This window comes from Microbispora oryzae (assembly GCF_017896165.1).
Taxonomy (GTDB): Bacteria; Actinomycetota; Actinomycetes; order Streptosporangiales; family Streptosporangiaceae; genus Microbispora; species Microbispora oryzae.
On the sequence record NZ_JAFCNB010000003.1, the window covers coordinates 298,202 to 317,402 of the forward strand.

Below are 19,201 nucleotides of genomic sequence, written 5' to 3' on the forward strand. Positions count from 1 at the left end.
AGGGCAAAACAATACTGAAATAACAGGCGTCACGGATGTGGTCGATGGTGGGTACGTTCCGTAATCGTCCGAGGTGATCTCTGCGATGTTCCGGAATCGCCGGGCTCGTCTGCCCTAGCGTTTTTCGCATGAATCTGCAGCAGCTCCGTTATGTGGTCGCCACCGCGGAGCACCGCACCATGACCGACGCGGCCAGGTCGCTGTATATCGCGCAGCCCGCGCTCTCTCGCGCGATACGCGATTTGGAACGGGAGCTCGGAATGACGCTTTTCGCGCGTTCCGGCAGGGGAGTCGTCGTCACCGCGCAGGGCCGGCGGGTCGTCAAACTCGCCAGGGAGGCGCTCGACGCGGTGGCGGAGATCGAGGCGCTGGCCACGCAGGGGTCTTCCCAGGGCGCCGAACTGCGGATCGCCTCGACCCCCAGCCTGGAGCCGGGCCTGGCGGGGCGCCTGTTGCCCGCCTACACCGCCGAGCATCCGGGCATCCGCGTCCAGATCGTGCGGTGCGACGGCCGGGAGGGCGTCGTCAGCGCCGTCCGGGAACAGCGGGCCGACCTCGGGCTGACCGACCTGCCGGTCCCCGCCGACCTGGTCAGCCATCCGCTCGAACGCCAGGAGATCGTGCTGATCTCCCCGCCCGGCGTCGACCTGCCCGACCCGGTGCCCATGGCCAGGCTCGGCGGCATGCGCCTGATCCTGCCGGCCCCGGGCAGCCCGCGGCGCAGGGAGTTCGACCACATCTTCGCGACGTACGGAGTCCGGCCCATTCCGGCGATCGAGTCGGACGAGCGGCGGGGCTGGCTGCGCGCGGTCCGCGAGGGCAAGGCGTCCCTGCTCTGGTACCGCGGCATGGCCGACCAGGCGGCGCGCGCCGGTCTGGTGGTCCGTTCGCTCGACCCGTCCCTCAGGAAGATCATCGCGGTCGTCCACGCGCGGCGGCGGCTGACGGCGACGGCGCAGGACTTCCTTGCGGTGGCCGAGGGCGGATCGGCGGCTTAGCGACATGCGCCGCGATTGGAGCGTTCCAGAAAGCGCGGGCGCGGCCCCGCCTGGCGGGCGGGGATCCGGCCCCGCGGCTCAGCCGTACAGCACGGACAGGAACCGCACGAGGATCGCCTCTCGCGTCGGTGCGGGAAGGGCGTCGAGCACGGCGTTCACGGCGGCCATGCCCCCGCCGCCCGTCTCGCCGCCGCCCTGCGCCGCGCCGGCGAGGTCGATTCCCACGGAGGAGGCGAGCTCCGCGAAGGTCGCGTCGTCGAGGGCGTCCAGGTCGAGGGAGGCGATCAGCTCGGGCAGGCCGTCCGGCACCTTCGCCGGGCCGTTCGCCCGCGCGGCCTCCGCCGATTCCGCGATGACCTGAAGCATCGCGTCGACCCCGGCGAGCGTGACGCCGGTGACCGTGATGTGCAGATTGGCGGGGATCCCCGCGTAGGACAGCTGCGGCTGCAGGAACCAGCCCCGCCGGCGGGCCTCGTCCGCCAGCACGAACACGTCGACGCCGGCGGACCCGGCGATCGCGACGAGTGCCGCCTCCGGCCGCCCTAGCACCCGCAGGCCCGGTATCGCGCCGACGCCGAGGACGAGGCGGCGGGTCGCCTCCAGGGTGGCACGGCCCAGCTCGCGGTAACCCTCCCTGCCCAGGGACTGCATGGTGGCCCAGGCGCCGGCCAGCGGGCCGGCCGACCGCGAGCTCTGCACCGTGGCGTTGATCACCGTGTACCCGGGCCACGCCCCCGAGGCGAAGTACGCGTGCCGCCGCAGCGCCGGATCCGCGAAGAGCAGCACGGAGGCCCCCTTGGGCGCGTAGCCGTACTTGTGCAGATCACACGAGAGCGAGGTGACCCCGGGGACGGACAGGTCGAACGGCGGCACCTCCGCGCCCGCCTCCCGCAGCCACGGCAGCAGCCAGCCGCCGACGCACGCGTCCACGTGGCAGAGCGCGCCCCGCGACGCGGCGACGGCCGCGATCCGCTCGACCGGGTCGACCACGCCCTGCGGGTACGAGGGGGCGGACACCACGACGAGAGCGGTCCGGTCGTCGACGGCCGCCTCGACCGCCGGCACCGAGGCCTGGAACGTGTCCGGGTCCACGGGCACGGGGACGATCTCCATGCCGAGGTAGTGGGCGGCCTTGTGGAACGCCGGATGCGCGGTGACCGGCAGGACCACGCGGGTGGCGCCGGGCCGGGCGTCCCTGGCCGCCTTGACCGCCAGCATGATCGATTCCGTGCCGCCGCTGGTGAAGATCCCGGCGGCGTCCGGCCGTCCGAGCAGCTCCGCGGCGGCCCCGATCACCCGCTTCTCCAGTGCGACCATGCTCGGGAACGCCGTCGGGTCGAGCATGTTCACCTCCAGCATCTCGGCGTACGCCCGGTGGGCGGCCTCATGCACGCCGGGCCGTCCGGTGTCGTAGACGTACGCGGTCACCCTGCCCCCGCGTACCGGGAGGTCGGCGGCCTTGAGCGCGGTGAGCTCGGCCAGCAGATCGTCGGCGGTCCTGCCGTGGTCGGGAAGCAAGGGGGTCTCCTTCTGGGAAGGGTGCGGGGAGGGTGCCACATGGGGAGCCGGCGGCGCCGGACGGGCGACGATGGAGGACGGGGAGAAGATCATCAGATAGATAGTGCCTATTACCGCTCTTTGTCGCTAATGTTGCCGCGGACCTCTCACAAGGCGGTGTGCATTGCGGCACTTTTTCGGGCTGCTCCTTGGTGTTGTCGTCGCGGCGGCGGTACTGCTCGGCGGAGGATGGGCGTCGCAGGAGGCGGTCCGGGGCGCCGCGCAGAGCATCGACCCCGCCAAGGACACCCGCCTGCTGATCGCCATCGGAGTGATGGCGGCCGTGGGACTGCTGCTCGCGCTGGTCATCGCGTGCCGGGTGTCGCCGCTCGCCACGTTCCTCCCCTCGATGGCGCTGCTCGCCTGGACCGTCGTCTACATCCTCGACGTCTCCCGCGCCGCCAGCCTCGTTCCCGCCGGCGCCTCCGTCCAGCAGGATCTCGCGGAGGCGGGCCGGGGGATGCTCACCCTCCTGTCGACCGGCGTGTACGGCATGCTCGGCGTGGCGCTGTTCGTTCCCGTGCTGATGCCGTCCCGCTGGGTGAGGGCCGACGGAGACGACGACCAGGAGGAGTACGACGAGGGCCTCGGCTACTGACGACCACGTCCGGGACACCTTTGATCTACTTTGTAAAGGCGCGCCGGCGTGGCGGCTGAGACGAGGGGTGCGCGGGATGCCTCCGACCAGCGGCGTTACCTGACCGAAACGTTGCTGTAAGCATGGGGAAATAATCCGACCGGTAGAACCGTCCTTCTACGGGATGTCCCGTTTAGGAGGGTTTGTATGGACTATGACCTCAATGTGGACATAACGCCGGAATATCCCATCAGCTGGCAGGCGGCCGCGCTGAACGGGGTGCTCCGGGGAACCATGAAGCCGATCTCGTCCCTCCTCGTGCGCAACGCGGCGGGCATGGCGGTGGCCGGCCGCCTGATGGGCCTCGGGGCCCGGGTTCCCGGCACGCTGCCGGGGGACGTCAGCGTCACGCCGGACCGGTCCGGCCCCTGCCCGGGAGAGTGGGTCAGGGCCGGCCGCGGCCTCCGCGAGAGCGCCCTGGGGAGTGCCGGCGCCGGGCTCGACGGGAGCCTCGCCGCCGGCCTCGGCGACCGGCCACGGGAAGGCTCCGACGGCGGCTTAGACGGTGATCTCGACGGCGATCTCCACGGCGACCTGGACGAGGACAAGGTCGCCCTCTACTTCCACGGCGGCGCCTACTTCGTGTGCTCCCCGGCCACGCACCGTCCCATCACCTGGCGCCTGTCCGCCGCGGCCGGCCGCCCGGTCTTCGCCGCGGACTACCGGCAGGGGCCGCCGCACTCCCTCGGCGAGTCCCTCGCCGACGCGCTCGGCGCGTACGAGGGCCTGCTGGACCGCGGCTACCGGAGCCGCGACATCCTGGTGGCGGGCGACTCGGCCGGCGGTCATCTGACCCTCGCCCTCCTGCTGACCCTCCGCGACCGCGGCCTGCCTCTGCCCGGGTCCGCGATCTGCCTGTCCCCCTGGACCGATCTCAGCGGTCCCCGCCGCCGGGCGCGCTTCTGGGCCGACCCCATGCTCCCCGCAGGACGCGTCGAGTGGCTGGCCCGCCGCTGGACCGACGGGCTCGACCCGTGCGACCCCCTGGTGTCCCCGGTGTACGGCGACTACACGGGCGTGCCGCCGCTGATGATAGTGACCGGCTCCACCGAGCTCCTCCGCGACGACGGACGCCGGGTGGCGACCAGCGCCCGGGAGAACGGCGTGCCGGTGACGTACGAGGAGTGGCGGAGGATGCCGCACGTCTTCGCGATCCTGGCCGACGTCCTTCCCGAGGCCCGGCTGCTGTTCGGGCACATCCGCCGCTTCCTCGCCGCCGTGGAGGCGCACGCGGCGAAGCCCGGCGCGGACGCGGCCTGAGGGGGGATATGTGACCAATGGTGAGGCTGTGACCAGCGACTTCTCCCGCTCTCTTACCTCAAGGTGCCATTGACCTTACCTGTCATGCCGCTTGGGGCTACTTGGCCGCGTGGCGCGTTCCAACCGACGACAGTGTGCTGTGCGGCACTTCCGTGAGAGAGGTAGCTTCCGTATGGCACCAGGCGGAACAGGCCCCCGTGACGGCATCCCTCCCGGCGTGCGCCCGCTGACGGTCGGCGACCCGGTCTTCATCGGACGCTATCTGCTCCTCGGCCGGCTCGGCGCGGGCGGCATGGGCGTGGTCTACCTGGCCGAGCATCCCCACGGTGGCCTCGTCGCCCTGAAGACGCCCCACGCCGTGCACCTGTCCGACCCCACTCTGCGTGCGCGTTTCGCCGAGGAGGTGGACTACTCCCGGCGGGTGGTCCCGTTCTGCACCGCGGCCCCCATCGAGGATGGGTTTGATCGGGAACGCCCCTATCTGGTCACCGAGTACATCCCCGGCCCGGCCCTGTCCCACGTCGTGACGGCCGGAGGGCCGCTCACCCCCGACCTGGCGTACGGCGTGGCCCTGGGGGCCGCCGCGGCCCTCGTCGCCACGCACGATGCCGGGCTCGTCCATCGGGACCTCAAGCCGGGCAACGTGCTGCTGTCGCCCCGCGGGCCCTTCGTCATCGACTTCGGCATCGCGCGTGACGTCGACGCGGCCGTGGCCCACACCCAGGCGGGGCAGATCATGGGCAGCCCGGGCTGGGTCGCCCCGGAACGCCTGAGCGGCGGCCCGGCGATCCCCGCCTCCGACGTCTTCTCGTGGGGCTGCCTGGTCGCCTTCGCCGCGACCGGCCGCCACCCGTTCGGCACGGGAGAGCTCGACGTGCTGACGCGGCGCATCCTGGTGGAGGAGCCCAGGATCTCCGGCGTGCCGAAGCTGCTGTGGGACGCCGTCGCCGCCGCGCTCGCCAAGGACCCGGCCGCCCGGCCTTCCTCGGCGTCGCTGCTGTCCGCCCTGCTCGCCGCCGGCGGCCTGACCGCGGCCGCGGAGCCGCGCGCCGCCGTGGCCGCGGTGCTGGAGGAGACCTGGCAGCCGGTGCCGTACCCGGCGGCCGAGCCGGGGCCCACCGTGGAGAGGGACCGGCGCCCGCCGCGGCGCCGCCGGCGCGGCGGGGGGGACCACGGGCGCGACCATGGACGGGACGGCCACGTGGCGCACGCGGGGTTCGCCGCGCTCGCCACGGTGACGATCGCCGCGATGACCGTGGTGGCCGCGGGCACCGGGGCCGCCCGCATGCAGGGGACCGTCGATCCGCCCGCGAGGCCGGTCGTGATCCCCGGCGAGGACGGCACGATGCCGCCCGGCGGCGCGCCCGCCTCGTCCGCGCCGCGGTACGCGCGGGGGGCCGAGCGCACGGCGGGGGCCCCCGGCCCGCGTGCCTGGGTGACCGTGACCGCCACCAGGTCCGCCTCGCCGCCGGAGGACACGCCGCGGAGCCCGTGGGTCTCCGCCACGCTCTCGCCCCCGCCACGCGGCCGTGGCGGCGTGGCCTCCGCGTCTCCGCCGCCGGACGACGAGAGCTGTCTCACCGCGAGGGGCCGGCCCAGGAGGTGCCCGCCGGGACAGAGCGGGTCACCCCGGCCGTCCGCGAGTATCGGGACCGAGCCGCAGTGGGGCGACGGCGAATCGCCCTCGCCAAGCCCGCTGCCCTCGGTGACCGCGCCGGACACGAGCCCCGCCGCGACGGCCACTCCGACGCCGGCCGAAGCCGTCGGGCTGTGAGTCGCGCACCGGAGCCGATGGTGCATGCTAGGTGCTCATGAACCCCGCTCTCGAACTGAACGATGTGACCATCCGGGTGGTCGGCCGCACCCTCGTCTCCGGCGCCGACTGGCGGGTGGAGCACGGCCAGCACTGGGTGATCCTCGGACCGAACGGGGCCGGGAAGACCACGATGCTGTCGGTCGCCGCCGCCGTACGGCACCCCAGCTCGGGCTCCGTCACGGTGCTCGGCCGGCGGCTCGGCCGGGTCGACCTGCGTGAGCTGCGGCGCGAGATCGGGCTGGTCGCGGCCAGTCAGCGACTGGTGGACGAGGCTCTCCTCGAGGAGGAGCAGGCCACCGCGCTGACCGTCGTCCTCACCGGCCACACCGGCACGAGCGTCCCGCTGTGGGACCGGTACGGCGAGGCCGAGCGTGAGCGCGCGCTCGGCCTGCTGGCCGACCTCGGCTGCAAGGACCTGGCCGACCGCCGGTTCCAGGTGTGCTCGCAGGGGGAGCGGGCCCGCGTCCGAGTGGCCCGCGCGTTGATGGCCGACCCGGCGATCCTGCTGCTCGACGAGCCGTTCGCGGGCCTCGACCTGCCCGCGAGGGAGGACCTGATCGAGGCGCTGGAAAACCTGGCCGCCGCCAGGAACGAACTGACGACCGTGCTGGTGACGCATCACCTCGAGGAGGTGCCGGCGACCACGACCCACGCCCTGCTGATGCGGGACACCAGGATCATGGCCGCCGGGCCGGTGGGCGAGGTGCTGACCGGGGCCGCCCTGTCCGAGTGCTTCGGCCGTCCGCTGCGGCTCGACTCCGCGGACGGCCGCTGGTACGCCCGCGCCTCCCGGTCCGCCTCCTGAACCTCCAGGCGGCCGCCGCCCGGCTCAGCGTGACCGCGCGAACTGGTCCTCCTCGGTGGAGCCGGTCAGGGCGGTCGTCGAGGAGTCCGGCGCGATGGCCGTGCTGACCAGGTCGAAGTATCCGGTGCCGACCTCCCGCTGGTGCCGGGTGGCGGTGTAGCCGCGCTGTTCGGCGTCGAACTCCGCCTCCTGGAGCCGCACGTACGCCGGCATGCCCGCCTCGGCGTACCCGTGGGCCAGGTCGAACATCGAGTGGTTCAGCGAGTGGAATCCGGCCAGGGTGATGAACTGGAACGCGTATCCCATATGCCCGAGCTCGCGCTGGAACTTGGCGATGGTCGAGTCGTCCAGGTGCCGGCGCCAGTTGAACGACGGTGAGCAGTTGTAGGCCAGCATCTGCTCGGGATACCGCTCCTTGATCGCCTCCGCGAACTCCCTGGCCACGTCGAGGTCCGGGGTGGAGGTCTCCATCCACAGCAGGTCGGCGTACGGGGCGTAGGCGAGGCCGCGGGCGACACACGCCTCGACGCCGTTGCGCACCCGGTAGAACCCCTCGGCGGTGCGGTCGCCCGTGGTGAACGCCTGGTCGCGGGGATCGACGTCGCTGGTCAGCAGCGTCGCGGCCTGGGCGTCGGTCCGCGCGATGATCAGCGTGGGCACGCCCGCGACGTCGGCCGCCAGGCGGGCCGCGTTGAGCGTCTTGATGTGCTGCCCGGTCGGGATCAGCACCTTTCCGCCGAGGTGGCCGCACTTCTTCTCGGAGGCGAGCTGGTCCTCCCAGTGCACGGCCGCGGCGCCGGCGGCGATCATCGCCTTCATCAGCTCGAACGCGTTGAGGACGCCGCCGAAGCCCGCCTCGGCGTCGGCCACGATGGGCGCGAGCCAGTGCGGCGCGCTCTCGTCGCCCTCCGACCAGGTGATCTGGTCGGCGCGCAGCAGCGCGTTGTTGATCCGGCGGACCACGGCGGGGACCGAGTCGGCCGGGTAGAGACTCTGGTCGGGATAGGTCTGGCCGGCCTGGTTCGCGTCCGCGGCCACCTGCCAGCCCGACAGGTAGACGGCCTTGAGCCCGGCCTTGACCTGCTGGACCGCCTGGTTTCCGGTGAGCGCCCCGAGAGCGGCGACGTAATCCTCCGTGGTCAGCAGGTGCCACAGCCGCTCGGCGCCGAGCCGGGCGAGTGTGTGCTCCTCCCGCACCGAGCCGCGGAGCCGGATGACGTCCTCGGCCGTGTAGGTGCGCTCGACGTCGCGCCACCGCGGGTCCGTGTTCCACTCGTGCCGCAGCTGCTCGGCGGCGGTGGTGAGGCGGTCAGACATCTCACGATCACTCCCTCGTTGCGTCCACTGTCGTCACCTGGGGGCTTGCTCTGAGTTTGTGTCGATATCAAGACATCAGCCAAGAAGGGAGCTCTGGAAAGAAAGGCGATTCTTCTATTATTGTCGAATTGTGGCCTGGTATATGCCGGAAGAAGGGTCTAACTTTCCGAATGGACTAGACCAATCGAGTCTCCGGCGGCGCGACGAGTGGAAGAACACTCGTTTTTTCGCCTAGGATCCTGCTATGCCCACCGTGCTCGGCGAAGAACCGCTGTCTTTGACCCAGGAGATCGATCTCCTGGCCTTCGGCCAGCGGCTCAAGCACCTGCGCAAGCAGCGTGGCCTGACCCTGTCCGACCTCGGCGATCGCGTGGGCCGGGCGCCCAGCCAGCTCTCGCTGCTGGAGAACGGCAAACGCGAGCCGAAGCTGTCGCTGCTGAAGGCGCTCGCCGCCGCGTTGAACGTGCCGGTGGAGGAACTGCTGCGCCGCCAGGCGCCCAACCGCAGAGCCCAGCTGGAGATCGCCCTGGAGGAGGCGCAGCGCGATCCCCTGTACGCCGGTCTCGGTCTGAGCAGGCTCAAGGTGTCGGCCCGGGTGCCGAACGACGTGCTGGAGCACATCCTCGGACTGTACGAGGAGCTCAAGGCGCGGCAGGCCAAGGGCACCGCGACGCCCGAGGAGGCCCGGACCGCCAACGCGGAGCTGCGCCGCGGGCAACGGGAGATCGGCAACTACTTCGAGGACATCGAGACGTCGGCGGCCGAGGCGCTCGCCGCGGTCGGTTACCGTGCCGGAGCGCTCTCGGAGAGCACCGTGCAGGCGCTGGTGGCGCACTTCGGCTACACCGTCCACACGGCCCCCGACCTGCCCCGCTCGGCCAGGTCGGTCACCGACCTGCGCAACCGGCGTATCTACCTCAAGCGCGAGCAGCTCGGCATGCACACCCCGCGCACGGTCCTGCTGCAGACCCTCGGTCACATCGCCCTGCGGCACGACAGGCCGCGCGACTTCGCGGACTTCCTGCGCCAGCGGGTGGAGGCCAACTACTTCGCCGCGGCCGTCCTGGTGCCCGAGGCCGCCGCCGTACCGTTCCTGCGGGAGGCCAAGAACGACAGGTCCCTGTCCGTGGAGGACCTGCGTGACGTCTTCGCCGTCTCCTACGAGATGGCCGCGCACCGCTTCACCAATCTCGCCACCCGGCATCTCGACCTGACCTGCCATTTCGTCCGCAACGACGCGGGCGGCATCATCTACAAGGCGTACGAGAACGACGGCATCGTCTTCCCCGCCGACGAGCAGGGAGCGATCGAGGGGCAGCGGATGTGCCGCCAGTGGTCGGGCCGCCAGGTGTTCCGCTCGCCGGACCGGTTCTCCCTCTACTACCAGTACTCCGACACGCCCACCGGCACGTACTTCTGCGTCGCCCACGTCGACCCCGCCCTGGAGAAGGACTTCGCGATCACCCTGGGTGTGCCGTTCCGCGAGTCACGCTGGTTCCGCGGGCGCGACACCACGACACGGACCCGGTCGAACTGCCCGAGCGGCGAATGCTGCCGCCGTCCCCCGGCCGAGCTGGCGCAGCGGTGGGAGGGATACGCCTGGCCCTCGGCGCGGGCCAACTCACACGTGCTGACCGTGCTGCCGCCCGGCTCGTTCCCCGGGGTCGACGAGGCCGACGTGTACGCGTTCCTGGAACGCCACGCGGCGGAGTGAGCGACCCGCGCGCCGTGGCGCGCGCCGGAGCCGTACGCTCAGGGCGGCGCATGGCCTAGTGATCGTCGTCATCGAGGGAAGAGAGTTCATGGGGCGCGAGGCGAGCAGTATCTTCCTCCCCGACCTGATCGCGCCGGTCCGGCGCATCGGCCGGCGGACGTTCGACTTCAACCGGCAGGTCGCGATCATGGCGATCGTGAACCGGACGCCGAACTCCTTCCATGACAGGGGGCGGACGTTCGCCCTGGACCAGGCCGTGGAGGCGGCCCTGCGGGCCGTCGAGGACGGCGCGGACTGGCTCGACGTCGGTGGCCTCGCCTTCCGCCACGACCAGGACGAGATCGGGGTCGGCGAGGAGATCGGCAGGGTCGTGCCGGTCATCGAGCGGATCCGCGCGAAGACCGACGCCGTGATCTCCGTGGACACCCACCGCGCCGAGGTCGCGAGGGCCGCGTTCGCCGCCGGGGCCGACGTGCTGAACGACACCAACGGGCTGCGCGGGCCCGGCGTCTGCGTCGCCGTCGCCGAGGCCGGAGCACACGCCGTCGTCACCCACAGCATCGGCGGCCCGGGCAAATTGGTCGCCCGGCCCGCCTACGGCGACGTGGTCGCTGAGGTCGCCGAGTTCCTGAGGGACCGGGCTCGGTTCGCCGTCGAAAACGGCATCCCGGCCGACCACATCGTCATCGATCCCGGCCACGACCTGAACAAGAACACCTACCATTCCCTGGAGCTGACCAGGCGGCTCGGCGAGATCTGCGCGATCGGCTATCCGACGCTGGTCGCGGTGTCCAACAAGGACTTCATCGGCGAGACACTGGACCTGCCCAAGGATCGGCGGCTTGAGGGCACGATCGCGGCGAACGTCGCCTGCGTCCTCCAGGGCGCCCGGATCGTCCGGGTGCACGACGTGCCCGGGGCCGTCATGGCCGTCCGGATGACCGAGGCGATGCTGGGGTGGCGCGAACCGGCCTCTCCCCGGCACAACCTGTAGCAGCCGCCGAACGCCGGGAGCGCGGGCCCCGGCGTTCGGGAACGGGTCTCAGGGCCGGCCCGCGGTCACCGGTCTGCCGCCGTGTCGGGCGCTCCCGGATGAGACGGCGACCGGCCCTGCTCCGGGGTGAGGAGCGCGTCGGTGGAGGGGACGGTTACGGCGCGGCGGACCCAGGTGTCGAGGCGGTCGTGGTCGGTGGTGTTTTCGATCAGCTCTCGTTGTGCTTGGGTGACGGTGAGGTCGCGGGCGGCGAGTACGGCCAGTATCGCGGCGGCCTTGCCTTCGGCCAGGCCTTCCGCCTTGCCCTTCACTGCGCCTTCGACCAGGCCTTCGGCTTTGCCCTTGCCGTAGTGCTCTTTCGCGAAGGGGCTGTACACGGGCCAGCTGGTGGTGGTCATCACTCCTCCAGGGTTTGTCTGACCGGGTGGGGAGCCATGTCGTGAGCGTATTCATAATATCGCGCTGAGTTATCGAGGGTGGAGAGGCCGATCAGGAATGCTTCGGCGACTTCTTTGCGGTCGCCGTGGTGCATCACTGACAGTGTGGCCATGGCGGGGTCGGCGACGGCCTGGTCGGGGTCGGTGATTTCGCAGATCAGGCCGTAGTGGGGGTCGTGTGGGGGGTCGGCGAGGATGAGGGTGTCGGCGTGGCGGTTGGTGGAGATGCGGTCGTTGAGTTCGCCGCTGTGGATGTGGAGTGGGACGTTGTCGGGCAGGGGGAAGCCGCCGACGGTCTGGAGGAGGTGCTGGACGAGTTCGGGGTGGTGGCGGACCAGTTCGTTGGTCGCGTCGTGTCGGGCGCCAGGCATGCGCGGGAAGCTATCAGCCGATTACATGCGGTAGTCAAATCGCGATTGGGCCTGTGGACAGACTTCCTCCACGGGGGTAAAGACGTGCTCCCCTGGGAGGATGACATTTGTCCGCCCGGGGGCGCGCCTTCGGCTCGGCGCCACCCCCGGGCGTTTCGAGCGCTCAGCTCTGCTGGCTCTCCTTCAGCTCCGACTCCTGGATGTTGCGCCGGCCCCCCGCCAGGTCGTCGCGCAGGCGCTTCTCCATCGCCGTGAATGCCGCGTAGTAGCCGTCGTCGTACTCCTCGACGACCTGGAACGTCCATCTGCCCGGGAGGACGTCCAGGCCGAGCAGTTCCTTCGACAGCGTCTCCGCCTGCTCGTGGTGGCCGGCGTTCCGCAGCAGCTCCACGGCCTCCGCGAGCCGCTCGTGCGCGCCGCCGGTGAGCTGATGGAAGCTGTAGAGGTGGCCGCGGGCGCGCACCGCCATCCCCAGCGCGTCGGACAGCAGGTTGAGGGCCTCGACCGTGGTGTCGTCGAGCCCGTCCGGGCGGCGGCCCCGCCACTGGTGCGTTTCTTCGGTCATGACCAGGGAGTTCCCGATCGGACGGCTGCCATGCCCGGCGGCCGTCCCGCGGCGCCAAACGCGGAAGTCACCATGAAGGGAACCAAACGCGGGCGTCACCGGAAGCGGGAGAGGGGCGCGTCCCCGTCCCAGTCGCGGGCCCAGCGGATCAAAACGCGCTCGAACGACGACAGGACGCGTTCCACGTCCGCCGCGTCGTGAACGCCGGGGTGCGCGGCGACGGCGACGGTGATGGACGTGCCCTCGATGACGGGGAGCACGTCCAGGTCGGAGATCCTGCTCTTCTGCGGCGCCTGCGGAACCCGCGGGAAAAGCGGGCGGACCGCCACGTCCGGCCCGAAGGGCGCCGCCGGTGCGGGCGGGACGGTGAGGCAGTTGAACATGACCGAATGGGAGGACGGCGCCTCGTCCGTCCAGAACCGCCGGTAGAGGGCGCTCGCCATGTCCGACTCGCCCGTGCCGTGGAGGAGGGTGAGGACCCGCTTGAGGGTGTACGGCTCGTTGATCATGTGCAGCGCCTGCAGTGACTGCCGGTGGACGTCCGCGACGAACCCTCCGGCCGTCATGTCGTCCCGCGCGCGGACGGGCACGGGAACGCCCTTGGACAGCAGGCCGACCCAGTCGGCCTGGCCCCGGCTCCGCGCGGCGCCGACGTCCAGGACGCCGAAGGAATCGCGGCCGAAGTAGTCGCGCAGCGCGAGGAACGCGGCCGCCATGAGGATCTTGGCGGGTGTGGTGCGCAACCGTCGCGCCAGGTCGAACACGGCCGAAGCGTCCGCGTCCGCCAGCCGCCGCCCCGCGTACCGGTACGCCGGGACGGGCGAGGTGTCCGGCCCCCGGCGCGCCGGCAGCGCGGGCACTCCTCGCAGCGACGACCGGAAGAAGCCGGCCTGACGCGCGGTGAGTGTCTCGCCGGGTCGGCGCTGGGCCGGCATGTGGCGGCTGTAGTAGTCCTCCTCCAGGGCGGGCAGCGCTCCGTCCGGCGGTCGCAGGTAGAGCCGGGAGATGTCGCGCCGCAGCACACCGGCGGACCAGCCGTCCGCGGCCACGTGGCTCACCGCGAACAGCGCCGCGTGGCCGCCGTCGCCGAGCCGGTAGATCCTGGAGATCACCGGGCCGTCCGAGGCCAGATCCATCGGGTCGCGCAGGATCCGTTCGAACTCGGCCGTCACCTCGGCGTCGTCGGTAACACCCGGGAGAGAGTCACGGACGACGGCGCCGGCGGCGGCGATGACCTGGCCGGCCGGGCCGCCGGGCCCGGAGACGAATCGCAGGCGGAGGGCCTCGTGCCGGGCGACCACGGACGCGAAGGCGCGCGCCAGCCGATCGGGGCACAGTCCGTCACCGAACCGGGCGGCGACGATCGGCACGTTGGTCGACGCGGCGAACCCCGCCGGCATGTTCTCCGTGTGCTGCAGCGACAGCGGCAGGGCCGTCGGGGCGATCGGCGACGGTGCCTGGTTGGTCAAATTGCCGGCCTCTCTCCGTACGTCGGCCCGGCGGGGCCACTGACGACCTACGACGCGCGCGCGGACGGCGTGAGCCGCATCGGCAGCCGCGCGAATCCGCGGAACGTCGGGCTCTTGATCCTTTCCGGCTCGCCGTTGAGCGCCATGGCGTCGGTGCTCTCGAAGAGCTGCCGAAGGAACGTCGCCGCCTCCAGCCGGACCAGCGGGGCGCCGACGCAGAAGTGGATCCCGCTGCCGAACGACAGGTGTCCGTCGGACGCCCGCTCGATGGAGAACCGGCCGGGATCGTCCCACCGGCGCGGGTCGCGGTTCGCCGCGGCGAACGACAGTTGCACCCGGGAGCCGCGCGGGATGAGCGTGCCGCCGATCTCGATGTCGCCGGCCGCCGTGCGGAAGACACTCTGGACGGGCGGATCGAACCGCAGGGTCTCCTCGATGGCCGCCGCCATGGGCTCCGGGCCGGTGCGGGCGAGCCGGTGCTCGCCGGGGTGGTCCATCAGGGCGACGCACAGGTTTCCCAGCAGGTGCGTCGTCGTCTCGTTGCCGCCGACGAGCAGGGCGAGGCAGAGCCAGACGAGTTCGTCGTCGCGCAGGTTGTCCTCGTTGGCGGCGAGCAGCTTCGAGATCAGGTCGGTGCCGCGCGGCTGCGCCCGCCGCTCCTCCAGCAGGGTGTGGAAGTAGACGGAGATGTTCGCGACGGCCGAGAGCGCCTTCTTGGCGGCCCGCTGGCGGTGCGCGGCCTCCTCCGTGGCGTCCGGCCCGAGCCGCCCGTGGACGCGGAGCCGGGCGTTGGCGTTGAACCCCTCGATGACCCCTTCGGACCACGCCTTGAACTGCGCGACGTCGTCGCCCGGAATGCCGAGGAGCGCGGCGATGACGCGCACCGGAAGCGGCACGAGCACCTCGCGCACCAGGTCGACCTCCCCGGCCTCGACGGCCGCGCGGACGAGCTCGCCGCAGATCCGCTCGACGAGCGGACGCCACGACTCCACGGCGCGGGGCGTGAAGTCCCGGCTGATCAGGCGGCGGAGCCGGGTGTGGTCCGGCGGGTCGACGCCGAAGAGGATCGGCAGCCGCGAACGGTCGTAGGCGATGCCGTCGGCTGAGGAGAATCGCGTGTGGTCCTTGGTGGCCGCCCGTACGTCGTCGTACCGCGTCACGACCCACATCTCGCGGTGCTCCAGATAGGCCGGCTCGCCGGAGCGGAGCAGGCCGGCGAGGGCCGGGTACGGATCGGCCATGGTCTCCGGTGCGAAGGGGTCGAAGTCGCTCTCCAGCGGTGTCGTGGTCATTGCCCTGCCCTCCGAACGCGAATAGGCCTGCGCACCGGCCGGCGACCCGGGGGGCCGGCCATTCCGGCCGCGGAGTCCGCCGATTCAGTAAACCACAGTACGTCTCACCGGTAATCGGCCGTGGAGCGCTCATTTATCGGTCGCCCGGATCCGTTCGCCCATGCCGTGTCCCGCACGTTTCGGTCGGCGGATCGGAGTGGCGAATTCTGGTCCGCCGGCATTCCCGATGGGCTGTTTACGACACGCATGACGGGGTGGCTTCGGTGTGGTCATGTTCCTGTATCGGGATCGTCACCGACCGTACCCGATTAGCGTCATGGGGACTCTCGCGGATCTGTAGGGACCAAAATTCGCGCCCGCTGCCTGGCCGTTCGAGTGGCCGTCATTTTCGATGAACCCGCAGGTCGGAGGCTCATACTACTTTAGTGTTATATCAGGGCTCGGTGGTGTGGAAATCTCCCGGCGGACCGCCTCTCAGCAGCGGAAACGAGAATGGGGGAGGGCCCGTCATTCACGGGGAGGCCACACCGTCGTAACCCCGCCCTTGTTTTGGGCCTTGACTTGTTGATAGCTTCCGCCAGGGACGGGGGACGTTCGGAGCGCCGGAGCCTGGCGCGATCTCCGCGATATTCACGTGCGTGTACCTGGAGAAACAGTAGGCCCAGCCCGGTATTGGAGGGTGGCGTGACGGTGGCCCAGAAAGTCGCGGTTCTCGATGACGAAGCATTCGTGGTGCGAACACCAGAGGAATTTCACCGGGCGCCCGCCGACTACCAGAAGTTACTCATCAGTCAAATAATGATCAACACCGAGGGCGAGCTGTCCGGCGGCGACGACTACACGATGATGTTCCTCCCGATGGCGCCGAACGCGGAGGAGCGTCAGGTGTGCGCCGAGCGCGCCGCCGAGGAGTACGACCACTACAAGATCGGCAAGAAGGTGCTGGCCGACCTCGGCGTCGACACCACCTACATGGAGACGCAGTCGCTCGACGACCGCAACCTGTTCGCGGACCAGGGACTGCACACGTGCACCACGTGGGCGGAGCGCGGCGTCTTCTCCTACATCGGCGAGGAGGCGGCGCTGCTGATGATCCGCGAGTTCGCGGAGAGCAGCTACAAGCCGTGGGCGGACGCCGTCCGCACCATCATCCTCGACGAGAAGATCCACATCGCCCACGGCGCCCGCGTGTGCCGGAACCTCGCCGTGACCGAGGAGGGGCGCGAGCAGCTGCAGGCGGCCGTCGACCGGCTGTGGCCCACCTTCATCGGCGTCTTCGGCAACCCGAACTCCAGGCGGGCGGACCTGGCGGTCCGGTACGGCCTGCGCAAGACCACCAACGCCGAGGCCCGCGACCAGTGGGTCGCCATCGTGTCGCGCCGCATCGTGGAGCTGGGACTGCGCGTGCCCGGCACTGAGGCGGCCTGATCAGATGACGGCGATTCCGGTCCATATCAATCCGCCCGTACCGGGACGACGCGAGTCGAAGGCCCGGCTGCGCGCGCTGCTCGCCGAGCGCCCCGACCTCGCCGGGCGCCTGCAGACCATCCGGGACATGGGCCGCCGGGTCCGCGCCTGCGAGGTCCACCTGACCACCACCTGCAACATCCGCTGCAAGGGATGCTGGTACTTCGAGGGCGGTTTCGACGCCGCGGTCCCCGAGACGTCCGACCTGGGACTGATCCGGGCCTTCGCCGAGAAGCTGGACGCCGACGGGGTGACCCAGGCGACGCTCATCGGCGGCGAGCCGACCCTGGTGCTCAACCGGGTCATCCCGTTCGTCGAGCGGCTCCCGTACATCACGATCTCGACCAACGGGCTGCGGCCCCTGCCCCGTGAGGGCTTCGAGAACGTCGCGGTCGCGATCAGCCTCTTCGGCGGCGGGCCGCTCGACGACGACCTGCGCGCGCACCGGCCCAACGGGTCGACGTTCACCGGCCTCTTCGAGAAGGCCCTGAACCACTACCGCGACGATCCCCGGGTCACCTTCGTCTACGCCCTGTCGGAGGAGGGCCTGCAGTACGTCGAGTCGACGGTTCGGGCCATCCAGGACAATGGAAACCAGGTCACCTTCAACTTCTACAGCGCGCACGGCACCGACCACCCGCTGCGGATCGAGAACGAGAAGCGGACCCTGGCCGAGGCGCTCCGGGTGAAGGAGCTGTTCCCGGAGACGGTGGTGAGCCACCCCTACTACATCGAGACACTGATCACCGGGCGCACCCACTGGGGCGGCCAGTTCGGATACGACGTCTGCCCGAGCATCAGCGTCGAGCTTCCCGAGCACGCCGAGCGGGTGGCCAGCGGCCAGCCGGTCATCGACGGGTTCGCCGTCTACGGCGCCGACTACCGGACCCTGCAGTTCTGCTGCACCTCGGGGGACTGCGGCGGCTGCCGCGACAGTCAGGCCGTCTACACCTGGCTGGTCGTCAGCCTCAACCGGTTCCTCGACGACGCCGGCCGGTTGGAGACGTGGGTCGACCTCGCCGAGGCCTACTGGCGGCAGTGGTACTGGTCGCAGCGCCATTCGCCGAACTTCGCCCGCCGTCCCACGTCCGCATCCGCCGTCTAGCCGAAGGGAACGCAGACATGTCGCAGGAAGCCGTGGAGTCCACCATCCAGGAGTTCATCAAGAAGGAGCTGCTCGACCTCGGTGTGGAGGAGGACTCGATCACCGCGGACGCGAGGTTCGACGAGCTCGACATCGACTCGCTCGACGTCGCCGACCTGATGACCTCGATCAAGCGTGACTACGGGGTCGAGATCCCGCGCCGGGACCTCGTCGGCATCACCCTGGGGCAGCTGGCCGAGCGCGTCGTACGGGAGAGGCCGGCGGCCTCCGCGTGATCGATGGGGTTCGCCGCGCGCGGCGGACCGCCTGGGTGAGACCTGGGTGACCCAGGGACCCGGGTGAGACAGGGGGAGGAGGCCGCGTTCGAGGTCGTCCCCGGAGGCCGCGGCCGGGCCGCGGCGGGGGGACCGGGCGCGGCCCGGCCGCGACGGGAGTCATCAGGTGTTCGGACTGTTCACGGGCAGGAAGTACCTCATCACCGGTGTGCTCAACGACGAGTCCATCGCCTGGCATGTCGCGGCGGCGCTGCAGCGGGAGGGCGCCGACGTCGTGCTGACGTCGTTCGGGCGCGCCCTGCGCATCACCCGCAAGGCGGCCGGTCTGCTGCCGTCCGCGGCGGACGTCCTCGAACTCGACGTGACCGACGACGCGGGTTTCCGGGCCCTGGCCGAGGAGGTCGGGGGGTGGGACCGGATCGACGGCGTGCTGCACAGCGTCGCCTACGCGCCGTCCGACGCGCTGGGCTCGGCGTTCCTCAGCACCCCGGCCGACAGCGCCCTCCAGGGTTTCCGCACCTCCGCGTACTCCCTCCAGCAACTCGCGTACGCGGTCGCGCCCGCGCTGGCCCGCGCCGAGCACGGCGGGTCGATCGTCGGGATGACCGTCGACACCGGCCGGGCCCTGCCGGGCTACGACTGGATGGGCGTGTTCAAGACCGCGATGGAGTCCATCTGCCAGTACCTGGCCCTCTATCTGGGCCCCTCCGGCATCCGGGCGAACCTGGTGGCCGCGGGACCCGTGGAGACCGTGTCCGCGCGCGGGGTGGCCTCCTTCGGCGACCTCGCGGACTACTACGAGCGGTGGGCACCCCTCGGGTGGGACCGCACCGATCCGGCGCGCGTGGTCGGCTCGGTGCTGTTCCTCCTGTCCGACCTCGCGAGATACACCACCGGCCAGGTGCTGCACGCCGACGGCGGCATGCACGCGGTCACCGGAGGGGTCGGGGCCGGCCGCCCGGCCGCGCCCGTCACCCCCGGCGGCACCCCGGATGTCGCCCGCGGAGCGGCCCCCACCATGCCCGTCGCGCCGTGACCGGCGCCGTGACCCGGCGCCGCGGTCTCGGCACCCGGCCCCGGCACCGAGCGTGCCCGGGACATCTCTCGTCGTGGCGACTGCCG

18 protein-coding genes are annotated in these 19,201 nt (G+C 71.1%); 11 read left to right on the forward strand and 7 right to left on the reverse strand.

Features of this window, described 5'->3' with window-relative positions:
- The first annotated feature begins 128 nt into the window (after positions 1-128).
- Positions 129-998 (forward strand): LysR family transcriptional regulator, encoded by an 870-nt coding sequence (locus JOL79_RS07905; protein WP_210155015.1) that lies wholly within the window; start codon positions 129-131, stop codon positions 996-998.
- 78 nt (positions 999-1,076) lie between these two features.
- Here the strand turns inward: JOL79_RS07905 and JOL79_RS07910 are convergent, their stop codons facing one another.
- Complete coding sequence (locus JOL79_RS07910; protein ID WP_230984406.1) at positions 1,077-2,516, reverse strand: pyridoxal phosphate-dependent decarboxylase family protein; 1,440 nt, start codon at positions 2,514-2,516, stop codon at positions 1,077-1,079.
- Positions 2,517-2,679: 163 nt separating this feature from the next.
- Between JOL79_RS07910 and JOL79_RS07915 the strand changes: the two genes are divergently transcribed.
- From JOL79_RS07915 to JOL79_RS07930, 4 genes are all read left to right on the forward strand, one after another.
- The gene (locus JOL79_RS07915; RefSeq protein WP_210155017.1) at positions 2,680-3,153 is read left to right on the forward strand and encodes a hypothetical protein; all 474 of its coding nucleotides are present in this window, start codon (positions 2,680-2,682) and stop codon (positions 3,151-3,153) included.
- Positions 3,154-3,339: 186 nt separating this feature from the next.
- Positions 3,340-4,452, forward strand: coding sequence for an alpha/beta hydrolase fold domain-containing protein (locus JOL79_RS07920; RefSeq protein ID WP_230984407.1), 1,113 nt, complete (start codon positions 3,340-3,342; stop codon positions 4,450-4,452).
- A 217-nt stretch (positions 4,453-4,669) separates the two neighbouring features.
- Positions 4,670-6,226 carry a serine/threonine-protein kinase gene (locus JOL79_RS07925; protein WP_210155018.1) on the forward strand — a complete coding sequence of 519 codons (1,557 nt, stop codon included), beginning with the start codon at positions 4,670-4,672 and terminating at the stop codon, positions 6,224-6,226.
- 37 nt (positions 6,227-6,263) lie between these two features.
- On the forward strand, positions 6,264-7,073 hold the full coding sequence (locus JOL79_RS07930; protein ID WP_210155019.1) for an ABC transporter ATP-binding protein: 810 nt from the start codon (positions 6,264-6,266) through the stop codon (positions 7,071-7,073).
- Between the two features lie 24 nt (positions 7,074-7,097).
- Here JOL79_RS07930 and aceA read toward each other — a convergent pair whose 3' ends face one another.
- On the reverse strand, positions 7,098-8,390 hold the full coding sequence (gene aceA / locus JOL79_RS07935) for an isocitrate lyase (RefSeq protein WP_210155020.1): 1,293 nt from the start codon (positions 8,388-8,390) through the stop codon (positions 7,098-7,100).
- A 244-nt stretch (positions 8,391-8,634) separates the two neighbouring features.
- Here aceA and JOL79_RS07940 point away from each other — a divergent pair, with 244 nt between their 5' ends.
- Together JOL79_RS07940 and folP are read left to right on the forward strand one after the other, a co-directional pair.
- A complete protein-coding gene (locus tag JOL79_RS07940; protein ID WP_230984408.1) occupies positions 8,635-10,104 on the forward strand; it encodes an XRE family transcriptional regulator in 1,470 nt (489 codons plus the stop codon).
- A gap of 88 nt (positions 10,105-10,192) precedes the next feature.
- Positions 10,193-11,098 carry a dihydropteroate synthase gene (folP, locus tag JOL79_RS07945; RefSeq protein ID WP_210155021.1) on the forward strand — a complete coding sequence of 302 codons (906 nt, stop codon included), beginning with the start codon at positions 10,193-10,195 and terminating at the stop codon, positions 11,096-11,098.
- A 65-nt stretch (positions 11,099-11,163) separates the two neighbouring features.
- Here folP and JOL79_RS07950 read toward each other — a convergent pair whose 3' ends face one another.
- From JOL79_RS07950 to JOL79_RS07970, 5 genes are all read right to left on the reverse strand, one after another.
- Positions 11,164-11,496 carry a hypothetical protein gene (locus tag JOL79_RS07950; RefSeq protein WP_210155022.1) on the reverse strand — a complete coding sequence of 111 codons (333 nt, stop codon included), beginning with the start codon at positions 11,494-11,496 and terminating at the stop codon, positions 11,164-11,166.
- Entirely contained in the window at positions 11,496-11,906 is a 411-nt protein-coding gene (locus JOL79_RS07955; RefSeq protein WP_210155023.1) for a hypothetical protein, read from the reverse strand. The genes JOL79_RS07950 and JOL79_RS07955 overlap by 1 nt, the downstream gene beginning before the upstream one ends.
- A 163-nt stretch (positions 11,907-12,069) precedes the next feature.
- On the reverse strand, positions 12,070-12,471 hold the full coding sequence (locus JOL79_RS07960) for a hypothetical protein (protein WP_210155024.1): 402 nt from the start codon (positions 12,469-12,471) through the stop codon (positions 12,070-12,072).
- Positions 12,472-12,566: 95 nt separating this feature from the next.
- Positions 12,567-13,940 carry a condensation domain-containing protein gene (locus tag JOL79_RS07965; RefSeq protein ID WP_210155025.1) on the reverse strand — a complete coding sequence of 458 codons (1,374 nt, stop codon included), beginning with the start codon at positions 13,938-13,940 and terminating at the stop codon, positions 12,567-12,569.
- Positions 13,941-13,987: 47 nt separating this feature from the next.
- The gene (locus JOL79_RS07970) at positions 13,988-15,232 is read right to left on the reverse strand and encodes a cytochrome P450 (RefSeq protein WP_210155026.1); all 1,245 of its coding nucleotides are present in this window, start codon (positions 15,230-15,232) and stop codon (positions 13,988-13,990) included.
- A 729-nt stretch (positions 15,233-15,961) separates the two neighbouring features.
- Between JOL79_RS07970 and JOL79_RS07975 the strand changes: the two genes are divergently transcribed.
- The 4 genes from JOL79_RS07975 to JOL79_RS07990 all read left to right on the forward strand — a co-directional run bounded on the left by JOL79_RS07975 (position 15,962) and on the right by JOL79_RS07990 (position 19,115).
- Positions 15,962-16,660 carry a Phenylacetic acid catabolic protein gene (locus tag JOL79_RS07975; protein WP_210155027.1) on the forward strand — a complete coding sequence of 233 codons (699 nt, stop codon included), beginning with the start codon at positions 15,962-15,964 and terminating at the stop codon, positions 16,658-16,660.
- 4 nt (positions 16,661-16,664) lie between these two features.
- The gene (locus JOL79_RS07980; protein WP_210155028.1) at positions 16,665-17,804 is read left to right on the forward strand and encodes a radical SAM family protein; all 1,140 of its coding nucleotides are present in this window, start codon (positions 16,665-16,667) and stop codon (positions 17,802-17,804) included.
- A 17-nt stretch (positions 17,805-17,821) separates the two neighbouring features.
- Positions 17,822-18,079: an acyl carrier protein gene (locus JOL79_RS07985; protein WP_210155029.1), complete on the forward strand. Its 258-nt coding sequence runs from the start codon at positions 17,822-17,824 to the stop codon at positions 18,077-18,079.
- A gap of 166 nt (positions 18,080-18,245) precedes the next feature.
- Positions 18,246-19,115, forward strand: a complete 870-nt coding sequence (locus JOL79_RS07990; protein WP_210155030.1) for an SDR family oxidoreductase — start codon at positions 18,246-18,248, stop codon at positions 19,113-19,115.
- Positions 19,116-19,201: the final 86 nt, after the last annotated feature.

Coding starts and splice junctions, on each gene's coding strand:
- JOL79_RS07905 (WP_210155015.1), top strand. CDS start 129: ATGAATCTGCAGCAGCTCCGTTATGTGGTCGCCACCGCGGAGCACCGC.
- JOL79_RS07920 (WP_230984407.1), top strand. CDS start 3,340: ATGGACTATGACCTCAATGTGGACATAACGCCGGAATATCCCATCAGC.
- JOL79_RS07930 (WP_210155019.1), top strand. CDS start 6,264: ATGAACCCCGCTCTCGAACTGAACGATGTGACCATCCGGGTGGTCGGC.
- aceA (WP_210155020.1), bottom strand. CDS start 8,390: ATGTCTGACCGCCTCACCACCGCCGCCGAGCAGCTGCGGCACGAGTGG.
- JOL79_RS07940 (WP_230984408.1), top strand. CDS start 8,635: ATGCCCACCGTGCTCGGCGAAGAACCGCTGTCTTTGACCCAGGAGATC.
- folP (WP_210155021.1), top strand. CDS start 10,193: ATGGGGCGCGAGGCGAGCAGTATCTTCCTCCCCGACCTGATCGCGCCG.
- JOL79_RS07950 (WP_210155022.1), bottom strand. CDS start 11,496: ATGACCACCACCAGCTGGCCCGTGTACAGCCCCTTCGCGAAAGAGCAC.
- JOL79_RS07955 (WP_210155023.1), bottom strand. CDS start 11,906: ATGCCTGGCGCCCGACACGACGCGACCAACGAACTGGTCCGCCACCAC.
- JOL79_RS07960 (WP_210155024.1), bottom strand. CDS start 12,471: ATGACCGAAGAAACGCACCAGTGGCGGGGCCGCCGCCCGGACGGGCTC.
- JOL79_RS07970 (WP_210155026.1), bottom strand. CDS start 15,232: ATGACCACGACACCGCTGGAGAGCGACTTCGACCCCTTCGCACCGGAG.
- JOL79_RS07980 (WP_210155028.1), top strand. CDS start 16,665: ATGACGGCGATTCCGGTCCATATCAATCCGCCCGTACCGGGACGACGC.
- JOL79_RS07985 (WP_210155029.1), top strand. CDS start 17,822: ATGTCGCAGGAAGCCGTGGAGTCCACCATCCAGGAGTTCATCAAGAAG.